We start from the raw sequence: 16,245 nt of genomic DNA, 5'->3' as shown, positions 1-16,245 counted from the left end.
AATCGATTTGCAAAAGTATTTATTTTAATTTTGCCTGCTATTATAAAGTGAAGAAAAAATATGAATTACTTGTCTCATGTCCTTTCCAATGGTCTCCGGATCGTCCATCTTCCCGTAGAATCTCCTGTTTCGTATTGTGGCCTTGCCATCAATGCCGGTACAAGGGATGAAAGTGCCGACGAGTTTGGAATGGCCCATTTTGTTGAACATATGCTTTTTAAAGGTACGCTTAAGCGTAAATCCTGGCATATTTTAAACCGGATGGAGAATGTGGGAGGAGAGCTGAATGCTTACACAACGAAGGAGGAGACCTTTGTGTATTCTGTTTTTATGGAAGAGCATTACGGCAGGGCGTTCGAACTTATAACCGATCTTATCCAGCATTCACAATTCCCTAAACAAGAAATAGAGAAGGAGGTAGATGTAATTTTGGATGAAATTAATTCATATAAGGATAATCCGTCTGAATTGATTTTTGATGAGTTTGAGAATCTTTTGTTCGAGAACCATGCCTTGGGGCATAACATACTTGGAGACGAAGCATCACTGACTCGTTTTACCTCTGAAACCGGACGTTCATTTGTGGAACGTTTTTATACGGCAGATTCAATGGTGTTTTTCTCAATGGGCAGGACAAAGTTTTCACGTATCGTTAAAATGGCCGAAGAGGAGCTGGGTAAGCTTACTCATCTATCTTCCGAGAAAAAAAGAATTGCTCCTCAATCGTATCTGCCGGTAAGCAGGCAAATTCATAAAGATACCTATCAGGCACATGTATTAATGGGGGGGAGATCGTACAGTATGTACGACGACCGTCGTACAATCTTGTTTCTGCTAAACAATCTGTTGGGCGGACCGGGAATGAACAGCCGTCTTAATGTGGTGCTGAGGGAAAAGCATGGGTTGGTTTACAATGTTGAATCAAATGTGACCACTTACACCGACACTGGCCTGTATAACATCTATTTTGGGACCGACCCCAAAAATATGGAGAAGAGTATCCGGCTGGTAAACCAGGAAATTCAGCGTTTACGCAATAACAAACTGACTACATCCCAACTTGCTTCGGCTAAGAAGCAGCTGGTGGGACAATTAGGCGTTTCCAGTGATAATAAGGAGGGCACCTTCCTGGGACTTGGGAAAAGTTTTCTTCATTACAACCGATACGACACCTTGCCTGAAGTATTCCAACGGATTGATAAGATTACTGCAGAACAGATGCTGGCAGTAGCCAATGAGGTATTTGATCCGGCCCAGTCGTTCAGCCTTATATATGCTCCCAAAAGTTAAATGTTGGAATAATTGGCATTTAATCGAACGAAAGATAGGGGGTAAGTCTGGACTTGTCGGCTTCTGTAAATTCTTCCAACAACAGTAAATTATCCCAGCCGGATAGCTTCCCGATTTTCTTTCGTAAGCGGACTAATACTTTTGCTTGCCGGTAATCAATATAGGGATGCTTGCGTATCGAGTCTTCCGGGAGTTGATTCACCAACAGTTGTTTAAGTGTATTTTCGTTAACAGTAAACCACTCTTTCAGGGTGTCAAACTTTTCTTCGTTAATGCCATATACTTCTTTAAGCTGTGCTACGGAGTAAAATCCTCCCAGTAAGTTACGAAACTTTACTATACGCGTTGCGTAGGTACTGCCTATGCCTGGAATGCATTTAAGCTCACTTGTGTCTGCCTTGTTTAAATCGACAACTGTGCCCAAGGGATATTTCTGCTGCTTATTTTCATATTTTCCCGGTTTGTCAGCCACATAAGATTTATACTGTTTCGGATAACGGACCTGCGGGGTTGAATTTGGGGAGTCTGCCGCTTTCATTGGGTCAGATAGGTCTGGTTTGTCCTGCTGCTTGCTTGTTTCATAGCTCATCGGCTGCTTCGAATAGGGCGGCTCTTCGATTTCGGTCCCGGGGCTGTCTGTAAAGATCAGCAACCCCAGTGATACGGAGAGCAACCCCACTAAAATAAGCAAGGCTCTCCTTTCTCCTTTAGAAAAATACAAATAGTCTTTCCACATATAAAGTAAATAGATAGGTTTTGATTATTGAATAAAAGGATCCACTATCCCATCAGCCATTGAATGATTCCGAGTTCATTCAGGAAAATCATTCCGATGGCAATCGGGGCAATGTATTTCATAAAAAATGCATACGTATTGAAGAAATAAAAAGGAACTGTGCCTTTGTTGGTTAATTCTTCCTTCAAAATTTTCCTGTCTACCCTGTTCCCTAAATAGATACAAATAAGCATCCCTCCAAAAGGTAGCATTATTTTCGCAGTTAAATAATCCAGTAAATCGAAAAAGGTAAGTCCGAATAAAGTATATTCTTTCCAGATGCCGATCGACAATGAGCTAAGAATCCCTAACACCATTACGCCTCCGGACACAAACCATGCAGCCTTTGTCCGTGTTATCTGGTACTCTTCGTGAACATAGGCAGTGGCCACTTCATGAAGTGATATCGTTGAGGTTAGGGCTGCCAAGGCAAGAAGTAAGAAGAAAACAAGCGACCAGATTGCTCCCATGGGAAGTTGCTGAAATACATTGGGCAAGGTAATAAATACAAGTTCCGGGCCGGCAGTTGGGGCGATCCCAAAGCTAAATACAGCAGGAAAAATCATAATACCAGCCATTACAGCCACTAGTGTATCCAGAATGGTTACCTGTAAAGCTGTAATTTGCATTTTGGTATCTTTCGAGAAATAAGATGAATAGGTAATGAGACACCCCATTCCGATGCTTAATGAAAAGAATGCCTGTCCCATAGCACTTAATACTACAGCCGAAGTTATCTTGCTGAAATCGGGCTTAAACAGGAAATAAAGACCTTCAGAAGCATTGGGTAACGTTACCGAACGGATACATAAAGCTAGTAATATTAAGAAAAGAATGGGCATCATTACTTTGGATGTGCGTTCAATACCCTCCTTAACCCCAGAGACAACAATAAAATGAGTGAGTCCGATAAAAGTTACGGTCCATAAGATTGGTCGGAAAATTTCGGTACTGAACAGCTTGAAGTCCTGTGCAAATGCTTCCGGAGCCTTATCACTTAATGATCCTGTAACAGCCTGCATTATATATTCCAAAGTCCATCCTGCCACGACCGAATAAAAACCGAGAATCAGAAACGAAGCCAGCACACCGTTGTATCCGATTAACGACCATTTGGTCCCGGGAGCAAGCACCTTAAATGCCCCAGCTGCATTTTTTCTTGTGTATCGGCCAATAAAGAACTCCGAGAGCATTACCGGTAATCCAAGCAAAATGATACAAATGATGTAAATGGCAAGAAATGCGGCTCCACCATTTTGTCCTATCATATATGGAAATCGCCATATATTTCCTAAACCTACGGCACAACCAACGGTTGCCATTATAACGCCTAATTTACTGCCAAAAGTAGCTCTGTTTTGTTGGGTCATATCAATGATAGGTCTTATTAATGTTGAATTACTCCGTCAATCAGATGAATCACCCGATCCGTATTAGCTGCCAATTGCTCGTCGTGAGTAACGATCACAAATGTTTGATTAAATTCCTTTCTCAGTTCAAAGAAAAGCTGATGCAGCTCCCCCTTGTTGTGCGAATCCAGGCTTCCCGAAGGTTCATCAGCCAGGATCACTGACGGATGATTGATTAACGCCCTTGCTACGGCAACCCGTTGCTTTTCGCCTCCGGAGAGTTCGGCCGGCTTATGTGTCATCCGATCCGAAAGCTTAAGAAAATCGAGCATCTCTTTGGCCTTTTTCTCTGCATCACCGGCTTTTACCTTTCCAATAAGTGCCGGGATCATTACATTTTCGAGTGCAGTAAACTCGGGTAGCAACTGGTGAAACTGAAAAACAAAACCAATGTTCCGGTTTCGGAAAGCAGCCAACTCCTTTTCTTTCAGTTTGCTGGTCTCTACGCCATTAATGGTCAGTTTCCCCGAGTCGGGAGAATCCAATGTCCCGATAATTTGCAGTAAGGTAGTCTTCCCCGCACCGCTTGGACCTACAATGGAAACGATTTCCCCTGGTTTTATAGAAAGATCGATCCCCTTTAGAACTGTAAGGGGACCGAAGCTCTTAAATATCTGCTCTGTTTGTATCATAGTCTATATAAGCTACCCAATTGAAGCCTCTTATTCCTTTTTAGATTACAAAAGTAAGCATAAATCCAAATAAATCTGTTACATGGATGCTATTATATTCTGTACATTATCATTTGTATATTATGCTTAATACTTTGCAGTTACAGTATCTCTTTTCGTAATACTTTGCCCGCAGCGTCCAGTACTTCAAGCGAAAGCTCACTCCCTTTTTTGCGGAGAATCATAACGGTTCCGGTGGAAGCATTATTACCTCCGCCTACCACTACCGGGAAATTATTGTCGGCCGCACCTTTGGGATACCATGCAAAACGATGCATATGCGCATTGATGGCCACGTTGAATGGAGCTTTGGTCAATGCTTTTCCCCATAATTCAAGACATGGGTTAAAGCGCTCTTCTTTCATTCCATAAATCGGAATATGATGAATCAAGACCCTTTTAGCAGCACTTCGGAATGCCTTACCCGCCAATTCGGTCTGTAGAAACGCCGCCTGGTCTTTTCTAAGTTCGTCAAAATTGTTCAGATTGTAATAAACCGATGTTGAATCTGGCTTATCTTCTCCGCAATCCAGCATTACGAAACGGGTATCCCCCCAGTTGAATGCCCCATAAGTACGGTCACCCACATAGTCAAACAGGTTACGCAGCTGAATGGAGTATGCATTCCGGATTTCGTGATTGCCGCGGAGGAAAAAAACCGGCAACCTGTCGGCTTTAACCTTTCTGTTTATATAGGAGATAAAATCTACAGCCTGTGCTTCATTCTTCGGATCGTCAATGCAGTCGCCGTTAAAGAATACAAAGTCGTAATCAATATCCTTCACCACATTACTCAACTTATCCATTAGATCTTTGTTTTTATGAAGGTCATTAAAGATAAGTGCCGTAAAATCACTTTCTGTATTTCGGGGAAGAGTGAACGATTGAATTTCGGAGTAAGCAGTTTCTCCAAATTCCTTTTTGTAAGCCTCGTATAAAGTAATTTCACGCGAGCAGACACGGTAATAATAGGTAATTCCAGGTTTCAAGTTATTCAGACGAATCTTGTGATGCTTATTATTTGCAATCACCTGTCCGTCAACAACAGTCTGCTGCGTCAACCCCAGCTTGGCGTCTGTTCCGTATTCCACCCAGCTGTGCGTAGGAACATTTGTCATCCACGATACAGTAATTCCATTACCGACCGGATTTTGCAGGAAAGGAGTTGTTTTCAAAATATCCGATGCTTTAGCAGGAAAACGGATGTCAACAAAAAGCGGAAGATGGTCTGATGCCACAGGCTCTGCAATTACCTGTCTATTCAGCACGGTACAACTCTTGCCATTAGTAAGCTGATATATAAAGTCGATACATTCTTTGGGTTTATCCGATGGAAAGGTGAACTGTTTTGGATTATTCAACGTTGTGAAGTTTTTTCGCATGGCAGCCTGAACCTGCGAGTCGTATTCGGAATTCATGTCTCCAGCCAGAAAGACAGGCTTACGTATACCTTCCAGAGCCGTAACAAGTATTTCCACCGAGGCCTGCTGATCCTCTTCCGTAAGAGAAAAATGGGTGCAACAAACCACATAATCGGCGAACTCAACCAACAGCAACGAGCGTTTTTCCTCTCTGCCGGGAAGGGGTACGCGTTTATAGCTTATAGGTTTCTCTTTAGAAAGCATGCCGATGCCATATTTTCCTCCCTGATAGTCTATTGATCCAGCATAAGTTGCATGCATCAAGGTCCGTTGTGCCAATTCACCCAGACTATAAACACCATTATTACGCTGAGTAACACTGTCCAGTTCCTGCACGGCGACTACGTCTGGTGCTATACGGTTAATAACATCCGCTACCCGTTGGTAGTCGGTAGTGTTGTCCATTCCTTTCCCATTTCTAACATTGTACGATAAGATCCGGATAGAATTATCTTCTTTAGGAAGTACGGACTGTGCCACGGATGTAAAACAATAAGAAAGGAGCAGTAAAAGAGAAAGCAAACACGTTTTCATAATTTTAAAACTAAGATTAATACAGTATGTAAATTACTGCAAATATATGATAATCTTGTTAATATAAGGGATGTATTCAAATTGTAATATATATTTCGTATGTAACATCATTGTAATATGGTTGTAACACATGTTAAAATGCCTGTATCTATCTTTGCCGCAGTTTAAAAAATATTTCATGGAAACATTCTATTTATTCATTGTTATTTTCCTTTTTGTATTAGCAATTTTTGATCTGTCTGTCGGCGTTAGTAATGATGCTGTGAACTTTCTTAATTCGGCTCTCGGATCAAAAGCTGCATCTTTCAAAACAATTATGATTATTGCTGCTGTAGGTATTTTTGCAGGAGCAACTCTTTCCAATGGAATGATGGAGGTGGCGAGGCATGGTATTTATCAACCTCAGTATTTCTATTTTTCTGAGATCATGTGTATTCTGTTGGCAGTGATGTTGACCGATGTCGTGCTGCTTGATATTTTTAATTCTCTTGGAATGCCTACTTCCACTACGGTTTCATTGGTGTTTGAACTATTAGGCGGAACTGTAGCTCTTGCAATCATCAAAATTATAAACACTGATGGAGCCCTGCAGTTTGGAGACTTGCTCAATACAGACAAAGCGCTAACCGTTATTTTGGCAATCTTTGTTTCCGTAGCTATTGCTTTTTTCTTTGGGACGGTAGTTCAATTTCTCTCCCGTACTTTATTTACCTTTAATTACAAACCCCGGATGAAATATTTCGTTGCGGTATTTGGAGGTATTGCTGCTACTTCAATCCTTTATTTTATGCTCATAAAAGGTTTGAAAGATACTACTTTTATGAGTGGGGCTCTGAAAGATTGGGTTCATAATAATACTTCATTTATTGTCTGGAGTTGCTTTATTGGTTTTACAATATTGATGCAAGTACTGCATTGGTTAAAAATAAATGTATTTAAGATAATTGTTCTACTCGGAACATTTGCCCTTGCACTTGCTTTTGCCGGGAATGATTTAGTTAATTTTATCGGCGTTCCATTGGCCGGATTCTCCGCTTATCTCGATTTTACTTCCTATGGGGGATCTATTGATCCGGAAGCATTGCTTATGACGTCTTTGCTGGGACCTGCTAAAACTCCCTGGTATTTTTTAATTGCTGCTGGCTTAGTAATGGTAATTGCATTACTTACTTCCAAGAAAGCGCAGAATGTGGTAAAGACGTCTCTTGACCTTTCTCGACAGAGTGATGGAGAGGAAGCATTTGGGACTTCTCCCGTAGCCCGGGTTTTGGTTCGTACTTCAAGTAATATGGCCACAACACTTATGAGTGTGGTTCCCGAAAATATTAAACAATGGATGGATACTCGTTTTAACCAAGATGAGATTATTTTGGAAAATGGTGCTGCATTCGACTTGATAAGGGCATCTGTAAATCTCGTTCTTGCGGGCCTACTTATAGCTTTGGGTACATCACTTAAATTACCATTATCAACTACCTATGTTACCTTTATGGTTGCAATGGGGACCTCTTTAGCTGACCGTGCCTGGGGACGTGAAAGTGCTGTTTACCGAATAACAGGTGTTCTTTCTGTTATTGGTGGTTGGTTTATCACAGCAGGTGCTGCTTTTGTAATATGTTTTTTGGTTGCAACTATTATCTATTTCGGAGGTACTGCTGCTATTGTAGCATTAATTGGTTTAGCGACTTATTCGCTTGTAAGAAGTCACCTTGCTTTCCGTAAAAAGTCAAATAAACAAACAGTCAGTCCTACTGTAAAGCAACTCATGAACACAAATGATAGCTCAGAAGCTTTGGTGTTGTTCCGCGAACATACACGCAATGAACTAGAATCGGTACTTGTCTTTGCCGGCGAAAAGTTTGATAAATCGGTTCATGGTTTTATGAATGAAAACCTGCGCGACCTACGTAAGGTACTGGCTGCTATTGAAGAACAGAAGTTCCACCTCCGTCAGGTAAAGCGAATCGGTACGCTGGGTGTTACACAATTGGATAGAGCCATTGCGGTAGAGAAAGGACTCTATTATTACCAGGGTAACGATTTTGCCAGCGAGATTGTGTTTAGTCTACGTCGTATGACCGAGCCTTGCAAGGATCACATCGACAATAATTTCAAGCCATTAAACGATGCACAGAAAGATGAATTCGGCAAAATGGCCGATGAGGTGATTACATTCATCTCCCGTTGTATGCTTGAAATCAAACGAAACGACTATACAGCATTTGATCAGCTTGTAGAAAAAGCTGTATCCATTTCAAATGCACTTACTCAGCTTAAAAAGAATGAGCTGAAACGTATCCAGGGACAGTCGGGCAGTACCAAGGTTAGTATGGTATACCTCAATATGATTCAGGAAACTCAAAACGTAGTATCCTTCACCTCAAACCTGATTAAGGTGAGCCGGAAGTTCCAGATGGAATAATTCTTCCGGCTTTACATTATAGAATTATTCGGAAACGAAGGAATCTCTCAAAATGAGAATTCCTTCGTTTCCTGTATTAAAGAGGAGGTCTATTATGCTGAGGTTGGGCAGGAAGCCATGCTTATCCTGGAAAACCTGGTAATAGGGTTTTAACAGAAAGGAGGGATCGGCTATATCCTGCTTCGGACTTATCCATCTGAAGTCGTTTTCCACATCCGCTTCAAAAGATGTGGTATACTGTATCTGAGGCTGGATATCCAGCAGTTGACAGATCAGCATCCGAAGTTCTTCATTAAAGTCGAACAAAAACTCATATTTCTTTTCATAAAACGGCGCAAAATCGTCTTCGTAATACTCAAAGAAAGGGGTCGAATTATAGGCCGAGACAATGGCGTTCCAATGTAGGTGACGCCAATTTCCATGATCGGAAATACGGATGTCTTTAGTCAGACATTTAAGCGTATCCGGCTTCACAATGGGGACGGAGAGGGGAAGCAGACCGTTTGCTCCGGCTATGATACACCGGTTCCGGTAGCTTTGCTTCAGGTAATTCTCGGATGTTTCTATTCGTACCTCCGGAAAATGGAACATTTTACTGTATTGTTGTACCGGACCCAGATAGGCCGTCGAAATATAGGCTGGCTTCATTAATCAATTGTTTTAAACATGCGTTCGGGGTCGTTGCTTTTCCAGCAGAACCAAACGTTACCAAGGATAAGATTGTCTGGTATAAAACCCAGATGACGCGAATCCACGGCATACTTTGCATGATCGGAAAGCACCCAGTAATAATCGTGTTTGAAGTAGAAAAAGTTGGTTTCCCTTCCATCCAGGAAGAGTTTATTATCCCGGAATACCGCTTTGCCATTGGTTTCATGAAGCAAAATTTCACGGCATGCCTTGAGTGAGGTTTCATTAATCCGGTATGCTATCCCTTTCTTAGGTACGATGATGCTGTATTCTTCGGCAGGTTCCTGAACAAAATGCTTGTTGGCACCATCGGGCAGCTCCTCCCTTAGTTTATACTCTTCGAGGGTTGTAATTGTGAATGTAAAACCGAAAGTCTCACTTTTCCATTCCCGTAAAGGGATTGCCAGCTTATTGGCCAGACTTCTGATAATACCCTCCAGCTCCTTGCTCACAAAATAGGTAGCCATGGTGGTAGGTGCTTTGGGCAGCTGCTTTCCATTTATCATAAAGAGATTCTCTTCAACCGTTACCGTATCGCCCGGCATACCGATAAGGCGGCTTACAAATAACGGAGCGGCAACCGAATCCCGACGGAGGGGACTTTTAAAAAGAATAACCCGGTTTCTGCCGGGATTGGCTTCTGTAGGGAGTTTGTTTACCAATACATAATCACCCGAAAGAATGGCCTGCTCCATGGCATTGGTCGAAATACGCAGAGACTCGATACAGTACCGGCGTATCCCTAAAACAACAGCGAGGAGAAGCAAAGCTCCTCCTCCTATTTTTGCAATCGTTATTCCAATCCGTTTACCGTTCATATAAATTAATCTGCGTGAACCATACGGAACATCCGGTTCCAGCGGATGCCGCCATCAAACAAACTCCTGTCCTTGTCAAGCGAAAGCCAGATCAGAATAGGTTTTCCAACAATATGATCCTCCGGAACGAAACCCCACGAACGGGAGTCGGCCGAATTGTGGCGGTTATCTCCCATCATAAAGTAATAGTCGTATTTAAACGTATAGGTTGTGGCCGGTTTTCCGTTAATCAGAACCTGATTTCCATTTACTTCCAGCGTATTGTTTTCGTAATTCTTAATGCAACGGCTGTAGATAGCCAGGTTGCGTTCATTAAGTTCGATGGTAGCTCCTTTATTCGGAATCCAGATCGGCCCGTAGTTGTCGCGTGTCCATCCTGTCTTATAGTTCGATGGGTAATACATCGGTCCGCCCAGGGCATCCGGCTCCACCACAACCTTTTCAACAAATCCCAGCTTTTTAGCAATGGCAAGGGCCTTCTTGGTTAATGGCATGCGATAAACCGGGTTGTATTGTCCGTTTTCTTTCGGTGCAAAACCCAGGAAGGGAAGCAATCCTTGCGAAGATCCACTGTCACTTACCAACATACGGTCGGCTTTGCTCACCTCCATCAACCGGAATTGCTCCTCGGTAATAGGAGTACCGTTAGTCTGCACATAATAATTGAGCTGCATATCTTCGGGCTCTACCGCCTTTTTTCCGTCAATGTAAACCACATTGTTCCGTACTTCCAGGCTGTCGCCCGGCATACCGATACAACGTTTTACATAGTTTTCTCTTTTGTCGACCGGACGATAAATCACTTCCCCAAAAAATTCCTTATCCAACATAATCCGTTCGCGGCCGTACATTTCAAGCAACGAGTAGTAATCGGGGTTCTGTTGTTTGATAGCCACTGTATCACCTGCAGGGAAATTGAATACAACGATGTCGTTCCGCTTTACCACTCCGGTACCTTTCACCCGTTTGTAACCCCATTCGGGCCAGTCCAGGTACGACTTGCAGTTCAGTATCGGGAAGGTATTCTGCACCAGAGGGAAGGAGAGGGGTGTATTAGGTACACGAGGTCCGTAGCTCAGTTTGCTTACAAACAGGTAATCACCCACTAATAAAGACTTCTCAAGCGAAGAGGTGGGAATCTGGTAGTTCTGGAAAACAAACAGGTTAATGAAGTATACCGCGATGAGGGCAAACAAAATGTCGTCCACCCATTCCACTACCGAACGCAGTGTCTTGTTCTCGGTTTTTTTCCAGGCACCCCAGGGAATGTATTTGGTCAGAAAAATATCTGCCAGCACCACAAGTCCCACTAAAAGCCAGAGGTTTTCCATCCAGATGGCAAATAAAATGTACAAGGCAGCCCATATGCCGAACTTGATCCATTGTTTTTTTGCAAATGTTTTCATTTGATATGTTTCAGATTAAAATTTAAAGAGATCCTTCATTCCCAGAAAACCCTTTTTTCCTGCGGTGAATTCGGCTGCAACCACTGCACCAAGGGCAAAACCCGCACGGCTTTTGGCATCATGCTTGATACTTATGTAATCTGCTTCAGAGTCGTAAATAATTTCATGAATACCCGGAACCTCACCTTCGCGAATGGCATGGATGGCCAGGTCGGTCGGCTTTTCTTCCGTCTCCAGTACCCAACGCTCTTTGCGGTCCACCTGCTCCAGGATACCTTCCGCCAGCGTGATGGCTGTACCGCTTGGGGCGTCCAGTTTGTGGATATGATGTGTTTCCGTCATTCGTACGTTGTACGAGGGAAAGTTATTCATTATTCTGGCCAGGTAACTGTTTACAGCAAAAAAGATGTTTACGCCAATGCTGTAGTTGGATGCGTAAAAGAAGGTTTTTCCCTCTTTCTCGCATTTTTCTTTTACCTCGTCCATCCGGTCCAACCACCCGGTTGTACCCGAAACCACCGGAACGTTGGCTTCAAAACATTTCATATAATTGCTCAAAGCTGTAGACGGAACAGTGAACTCTATAGCCACATCGGCACTTTTGAATGCAGCTGAGTTGAAATCTTCCGGATTAGAGACATCGATAACCGAAACAATCTCGTGTCCTCTTTCCAATGCAATCTTTTCGATGGTTTTTCCCATCTTTCCGTAACCGATAAGCGCTATCTTCATGACTTATATATTGTAAAATAATACGTTGGTTGAATAAGTTAACCTTTTGACTGCAAATATAAAGAAAATCAATTAGATTTGTGTTGTTAATCTTAACCTTTGAGAAAATGGAACAATTATTACATTATGTATGGATTTTTAAACTTTATCAGCCCCACTTAACCACTACCACCGGAGAGCAGGTGACCGTAATAGACGCCGGTATCCGGAACAGCAACGCAGGTCCCGACTTCTTTAATGCTAAAATCAAGATAGGAGCTACCCTTTGGGCGGGAAGCATCGAAATACATACCCGGTCGTCCGACTGGAAAACCCATAAACATCATACCGACAAAGCCTATGATTCTGTTATCCTGCATGTGGTAACTAATGCCGATACCGAGGTTTATCGTACCAATGGGGTCGTTATTCCTCAGTTGGAGATAACCTACCCGGATAATATTGAAGCAAGACTCGAATACCTCCTTCGAAGAGACATCGCCATCCCTTGTCTTGCCCGTTTGCCGGAAATAGAACCCCTGCACATCACTTCGTGGATGGAGGCCCTGCTGAGTGAACGGCTGGAACGGAAAATGCAGGATATTCTCAAGCTGCTGGAGTTTTATAAACAGGATTGGAACGAGGTTTTTTACATTCTGCTCTCACGCAATTTCGGGTTTGGTGTAAACAGCGATGCCTTCGAACGCCTGGCCCGCAGTCTGCCGTTCCGGATCATCCGTAAACAGCGCATCAGCATTACACAGGTTGAGTCACTGTTGTTCGGACAAGCCGGTATGCTGGAAGAGACCGATATCGATTGCTACCATTACAAACTGCTTCGACGCGAATATCAGTTTCTGAGGCACAAATACCAACTCACCCCACTGGACGAAAGCCTGTTTAAGAACCTGCGTATCCGTCCCAATTACTTCCCCCATCTTAAGCTGGCCCAACTTGCAGCCATTTGGATGCAGCACGATACCCTGTTTTCTGTAATGCTGGAGGCCGGTACTCCCCGCGAACTTAAAAACTGCTTCCGTGTACTGCCGTCCGATTACTGGGAAACCCACTATCATTTCCGGCATGTATCGCCTAAACAGGAGAAACCGTTGGGCGAGAATGCCCTTAACATCGTACTCATCAATACGGTAGTGCCTCTGTTCTTCGCCTACGGAGTGGTGAACAACCGCCCCGAATACAACGAAAGGGCTCTTCGGCTGCTGGAAAGCATTCCGGCGGAGCGAAACCATATTGTATCCGCCTTTGCAACAGCGGGCATACGGGTAAATAGCGCCTGCGACAGTCAGGCACTCATCCAGCTAAAGCGGTGCTATTGCGAAGCAAAAAAGTGTATGTATTGCCGCATCGGATTCCGGTTGTTAAAGCAATTATAGGCTATTCGCAGTTTTTCAGCTAAAGCGATTTGATTAAAAGGTGTTTAAATGCTTTATCTGTCGGCATATCTTTGTACTTTTGTCCCATTGCATAAAAGACTGAGTCAATGAACCCACAATTTATTAGAAATAGCATTCTTGCACTGATTGGCATTTTTTTGCTCGTGGTAATGTATTCGTGTGCGAATATGGCATCACCCAACGGTGGTCCGTACGACGAGAAGCCGCCCCGTTTCATCGCCAGCACTCCTTTGCCTAATCAAACCAATTTCAAAGGCAATAAAGTCGAAATAGAATTCGACGAACTTATCCAGATAGAGAATCCGATGGAGAATGTGATTGTAACACCTCCGCAACGTATGTTGCCGGTTATACAGGCCAGGGGACGGAAAGCTGTGGTAGAACTTAAAGATACGCTCAAGCCTAATACCACCTATACAATCGACTTTACCAATTCCATTGCCGACAATAATGAGAAAAATGTATTCGAAAATTTCTCGTTTGCATTCTCAACGGGTAATGTGATAGATTCGCTTGAGGTTTCGGGAACCCTTCTGAATGCAGAAAATCTGGAGCCGATGCCGGGTATAACCATCGGTTTACATAGCAACCAGGCCGACTCCGCTTTCAGAAAACTCCCCTTCGAACGTATCTCGCGTACCAACGATAAGGGCAAATTCACGATCCGCAACATAGCTACCGGAAGCTATCATATATTCGGGTTGAACGATATAAACCGCGATTACAGATTTGATCAGCCGGGAGAGGAGATGGCCTTTGCCGATTCACTCTATACTCCCACGTTCCAGTTTACCTCGCGCAATGATACCGTTTGGAAAGATTCGGTCACGGTAGATTCCATCAAGGTAGTAAACTACACCCGCTTTATGCCCGACGACGTATTATTGCTTCTGTCTAAGGAAAAATTCGAAAGACAATACCTCACTAAATCGGAACGGACTCAAGACAATCGGTTTACCATACGCTTCAATGCTCAGATCGATTCTATACCCGCGCCAAGGCTGCTGCAAGCCGAGGCAGTGCAGGATAAATGGTATGTAGCCCAAAAGGCAGAAGAAAACAAGGCAGTACATTATTGGCTTACCGATTCGCTTCTGTGGAAGCAGGATACAATCCGTGTAGCCCTGGATTATCTCAAGAGCGACTCCCTCAATGTGCTGAGACCGCAGACCGATACCTTGCAGATGGTGTTGCGTAAACGACCGGAAGTAAAGAAAAAAAGAAAGAAGGGCGAACCAGAACCTATCGTATTTCTGGGTATGAATGTAGACGCTCCTTCCTCCATGGATGTGTTTGATACCGTTTCTGTGGTGTTTGACGAACCGGTGCTGAACATAAAGAAGGAGGCCTTCTATCTGGACCGGAAGGTAGACACCCTGTGGCAGGAGGTGGACTTTAATTTTATCCCCGACAGCACCAATGCGCTCGGATTCTTTATAGACCGCGACTGGAAGTACGGCGAAACCTACCGTCTTGAGGCGGATTCGGCCACTATATACAGCCTGTACGGAAAGTGGAACAACGTGTTATCCACCCAGTTTACCATAAAGAAGCAGGAAGATTACGGAAATCTTTATATTAACCTGCCGGGTGTAGACACCACCGCTTTTGTCCAATTGCTCAATGCAAGCGATCAGCCGGTGCGTAAAGCGCCGGTAAGGGAGGGTGGAGTACTGTTTATGGACCTGAAACCCGATAAATATTATGCCCGAATCATTCTGGATTTGAACAATAACGACGAATGGGACCCGGGTAATTTTGCGGAAAAACGTCAGCCCGAACCGGTGTACTATTATCCCGGATTCTTTACGGTGATGCAAAATTTTGATGTGGAGGAAACCTGGGATGTAACAGCTACACCTCTGATCAGGCAGAAACCGCTTGAAATAACCAAGAACAAGCCCAAGGAGGCTACTAAAAAGAAGAGAGATTACAAAAATGAAGGAAGACAATCGTCATCAGGAAACAATTCAATGCCCGGTATGCCTTTCTAACGCATTCCTTTGGCTTCTCATAACCCTTCTTGCACTTCCCCTGGCAGGTGCAAAGGGACAGTGTGTAATGGAAAACAATGCCTTTCTTCCGGGCGAACGCCTGCAGATGGATGTGTATTTTAAGTGGGGACTTATTATGCCTAAAGCAGGCAACGTGGAGCTGTTGATCGATAACGCCGTCAACGGCCCAAGAAACGGTAACGGCCAGAACGGAGCAGCCTATCGTTACCGGCTGCTTTTTAAAACCACCTCCATGTTCGACCATATCTTCAAAATGCGCGATACCATCGACTGCCACTATTCGAAAGATATGCAACTATTACGTAGTGAGAAACGCGTAAGCGAAGGAGGCAAATACCTGGTGGACGACCTCAAATTCACTTACAACGAAGGACTTACACGGGTGCGTTCCCATCGCTATAATCTGGAGAAGACTAAAATAGATACTGTCCTTGTGAGCGAAGGTTGTATGACCGATATGCTGGGTGCCACACTCTTCCTCCGTACACACGATATTTCGGCTATGCGGGTGGGAGATGTGATTCCATTCCGTATTGCCGTTGGACGCGACCGTGTAAATGTGCGCTTCCGGTATGCGGGTCAGAGTATCGTAGAGCATGGCGACAATGTGAAGTTCAAGACGAAACGCTTCTATATGGATATCTTTGACGAAGCCTTTACGGAGACCA

The 16,245-nt window shown here is 43.6% G+C and carries 13 protein-coding genes; 5 read left to right on the top strand and 8 right to left on the bottom strand.

What is annotated here, in order from left to right:
• The first annotated feature begins 60 nt into the window (after positions 1-60).
• Positions 61-1,290, top strand: a complete 1,230-nt coding sequence (locus AB7E53_RS02615; RefSeq protein WP_079682314.1) for a M16 family metallopeptidase — start codon at positions 61-63, stop codon at positions 1,288-1,290.
• Positions 1,291-1,309: 19 nt separating this feature from the next.
• Here the strand turns inward: AB7E53_RS02615 and AB7E53_RS02610 are convergent, their stop codons facing one another.
• The 4 genes from AB7E53_RS02610 to AB7E53_RS02595 all read right to left on the bottom strand — a co-directional run bounded on the left by AB7E53_RS02610 (position 1,310) and on the right by AB7E53_RS02595 (position 6,100).
• Positions 1,310-2,026 carry a ComEA family DNA-binding protein gene (locus AB7E53_RS02610; RefSeq protein WP_446774016.1) on the bottom strand — a complete coding sequence of 239 codons (717 nt, stop codon included), beginning with the start codon at positions 2,024-2,026 and terminating at the stop codon, positions 1,310-1,312.
• A gap of 44 nt (positions 2,027-2,070) precedes the next feature.
• Positions 2,071-3,435 carry a sodium-dependent transporter gene (locus AB7E53_RS02605; protein WP_421468487.1) on the bottom strand — a complete coding sequence of 455 codons (1,365 nt, stop codon included), beginning with the start codon at positions 3,433-3,435 and terminating at the stop codon, positions 2,071-2,073.
• A gap of 17 nt (positions 3,436-3,452) precedes the next feature.
• Entirely contained in the window at positions 3,453-4,106 is a 654-nt protein-coding gene (locus AB7E53_RS02600; protein ID WP_446773947.1) for an ABC transporter ATP-binding protein, read from the bottom strand.
• Positions 4,107-4,246: 140 nt separating this feature from the next.
• A complete protein-coding gene (locus tag AB7E53_RS02595; protein ID WP_446774014.1) occupies positions 4,247-6,100 on the bottom strand; it encodes an endonuclease/exonuclease/phosphatase family protein in 1,854 nt (617 codons plus the stop codon).
• A gap of 178 nt (positions 6,101-6,278) precedes the next feature.
• Here AB7E53_RS02595 and AB7E53_RS02590 point away from each other — a divergent pair, with 178 nt between their 5' ends.
• Entirely contained in the window at positions 6,279-8,522 is a 2,244-nt protein-coding gene (locus AB7E53_RS02590; RefSeq protein ID WP_446774012.1) for an anion permease, read from the top strand.
• Positions 8,523-8,546: 24 nt separating this feature from the next.
• On the opposite strand, the gene AB7E53_RS02585 is transcribed toward AB7E53_RS02590, so the two are convergent.
• From AB7E53_RS02585 to dapB, 4 genes are read right to left on the bottom strand one after another with little or no spacing between them, the layout of a single operon-like run.
• Entirely contained in the window at positions 8,547-9,170 is a 624-nt protein-coding gene (locus tag AB7E53_RS02585; protein WP_446774010.1) for a WbqC family protein, read from the bottom strand.
• The gene (gene lepB, locus AB7E53_RS02580) at positions 9,170-10,030 is read right to left on the bottom strand and encodes a signal peptidase I (RefSeq protein WP_446771598.1); all 861 of its coding nucleotides are present in this window, start codon (positions 10,028-10,030) and stop codon (positions 9,170-9,172) included. Before lepB (AB7E53_RS02580) ends, AB7E53_RS02585 begins: the two co-directional genes overlap by 1 nt.
• Positions 10,031-10,035: 5 nt before the next feature.
• Positions 10,036-11,436 carry a signal peptidase I gene (gene lepB, locus AB7E53_RS02575; RefSeq protein ID WP_371689808.1) on the bottom strand — a complete coding sequence of 467 codons (1,401 nt, stop codon included), beginning with the start codon at positions 11,434-11,436 and terminating at the stop codon, positions 10,036-10,038.
• 15 nt (positions 11,437-11,451) lie between these two features.
• On the bottom strand, positions 11,452-12,168 hold the full coding sequence (gene dapB, locus AB7E53_RS02570; RefSeq protein ID WP_068181333.1) for a 4-hydroxy-tetrahydrodipicolinate reductase: 717 nt from the start codon (positions 12,166-12,168) through the stop codon (positions 11,452-11,454).
• A 107-nt stretch (positions 12,169-12,275) separates the two neighbouring features.
• On the opposite strand from dapB, the gene AB7E53_RS02565 reads away from it, so the two are divergent.
• From AB7E53_RS02565 to AB7E53_RS02555, 3 genes are all read left to right on the top strand, one after another.
• Positions 12,276-13,541, top strand: a complete 1,266-nt coding sequence (locus AB7E53_RS02565; RefSeq protein WP_446774008.1) for a DUF2851 family protein — start codon at positions 12,276-12,278, stop codon at positions 13,539-13,541.
• Between the two features lie 107 nt (positions 13,542-13,648).
• On the top strand, positions 13,649-15,556 hold the full coding sequence (locus AB7E53_RS02560; RefSeq protein WP_446771600.1) for an Ig-like domain-containing domain: 1,908 nt from the start codon (positions 13,649-13,651) through the stop codon (positions 15,554-15,556).
• Positions 15,501-16,245: DUF3108 domain-containing protein (locus tag AB7E53_RS02555; protein ID WP_446774006.1), on the top strand; the 745-nt coding region annotated here is incomplete at its 3' end. The genes AB7E53_RS02560 and AB7E53_RS02555, both read left to right, overlap by 56 nt.

Source organism: Macellibacteroides sp. (assembly GCF_050251695.1).
Lineage (GTDB): Bacteria > Bacteroidota > Bacteroidia > Bacteroidales > Tannerellaceae > Macellibacteroides > Macellibacteroides fermentans.
The sequence above is the reverse complement of the archived record's forward strand: the minus strand, read 5'-3'. Positions and strand labels throughout refer to the sequence as shown.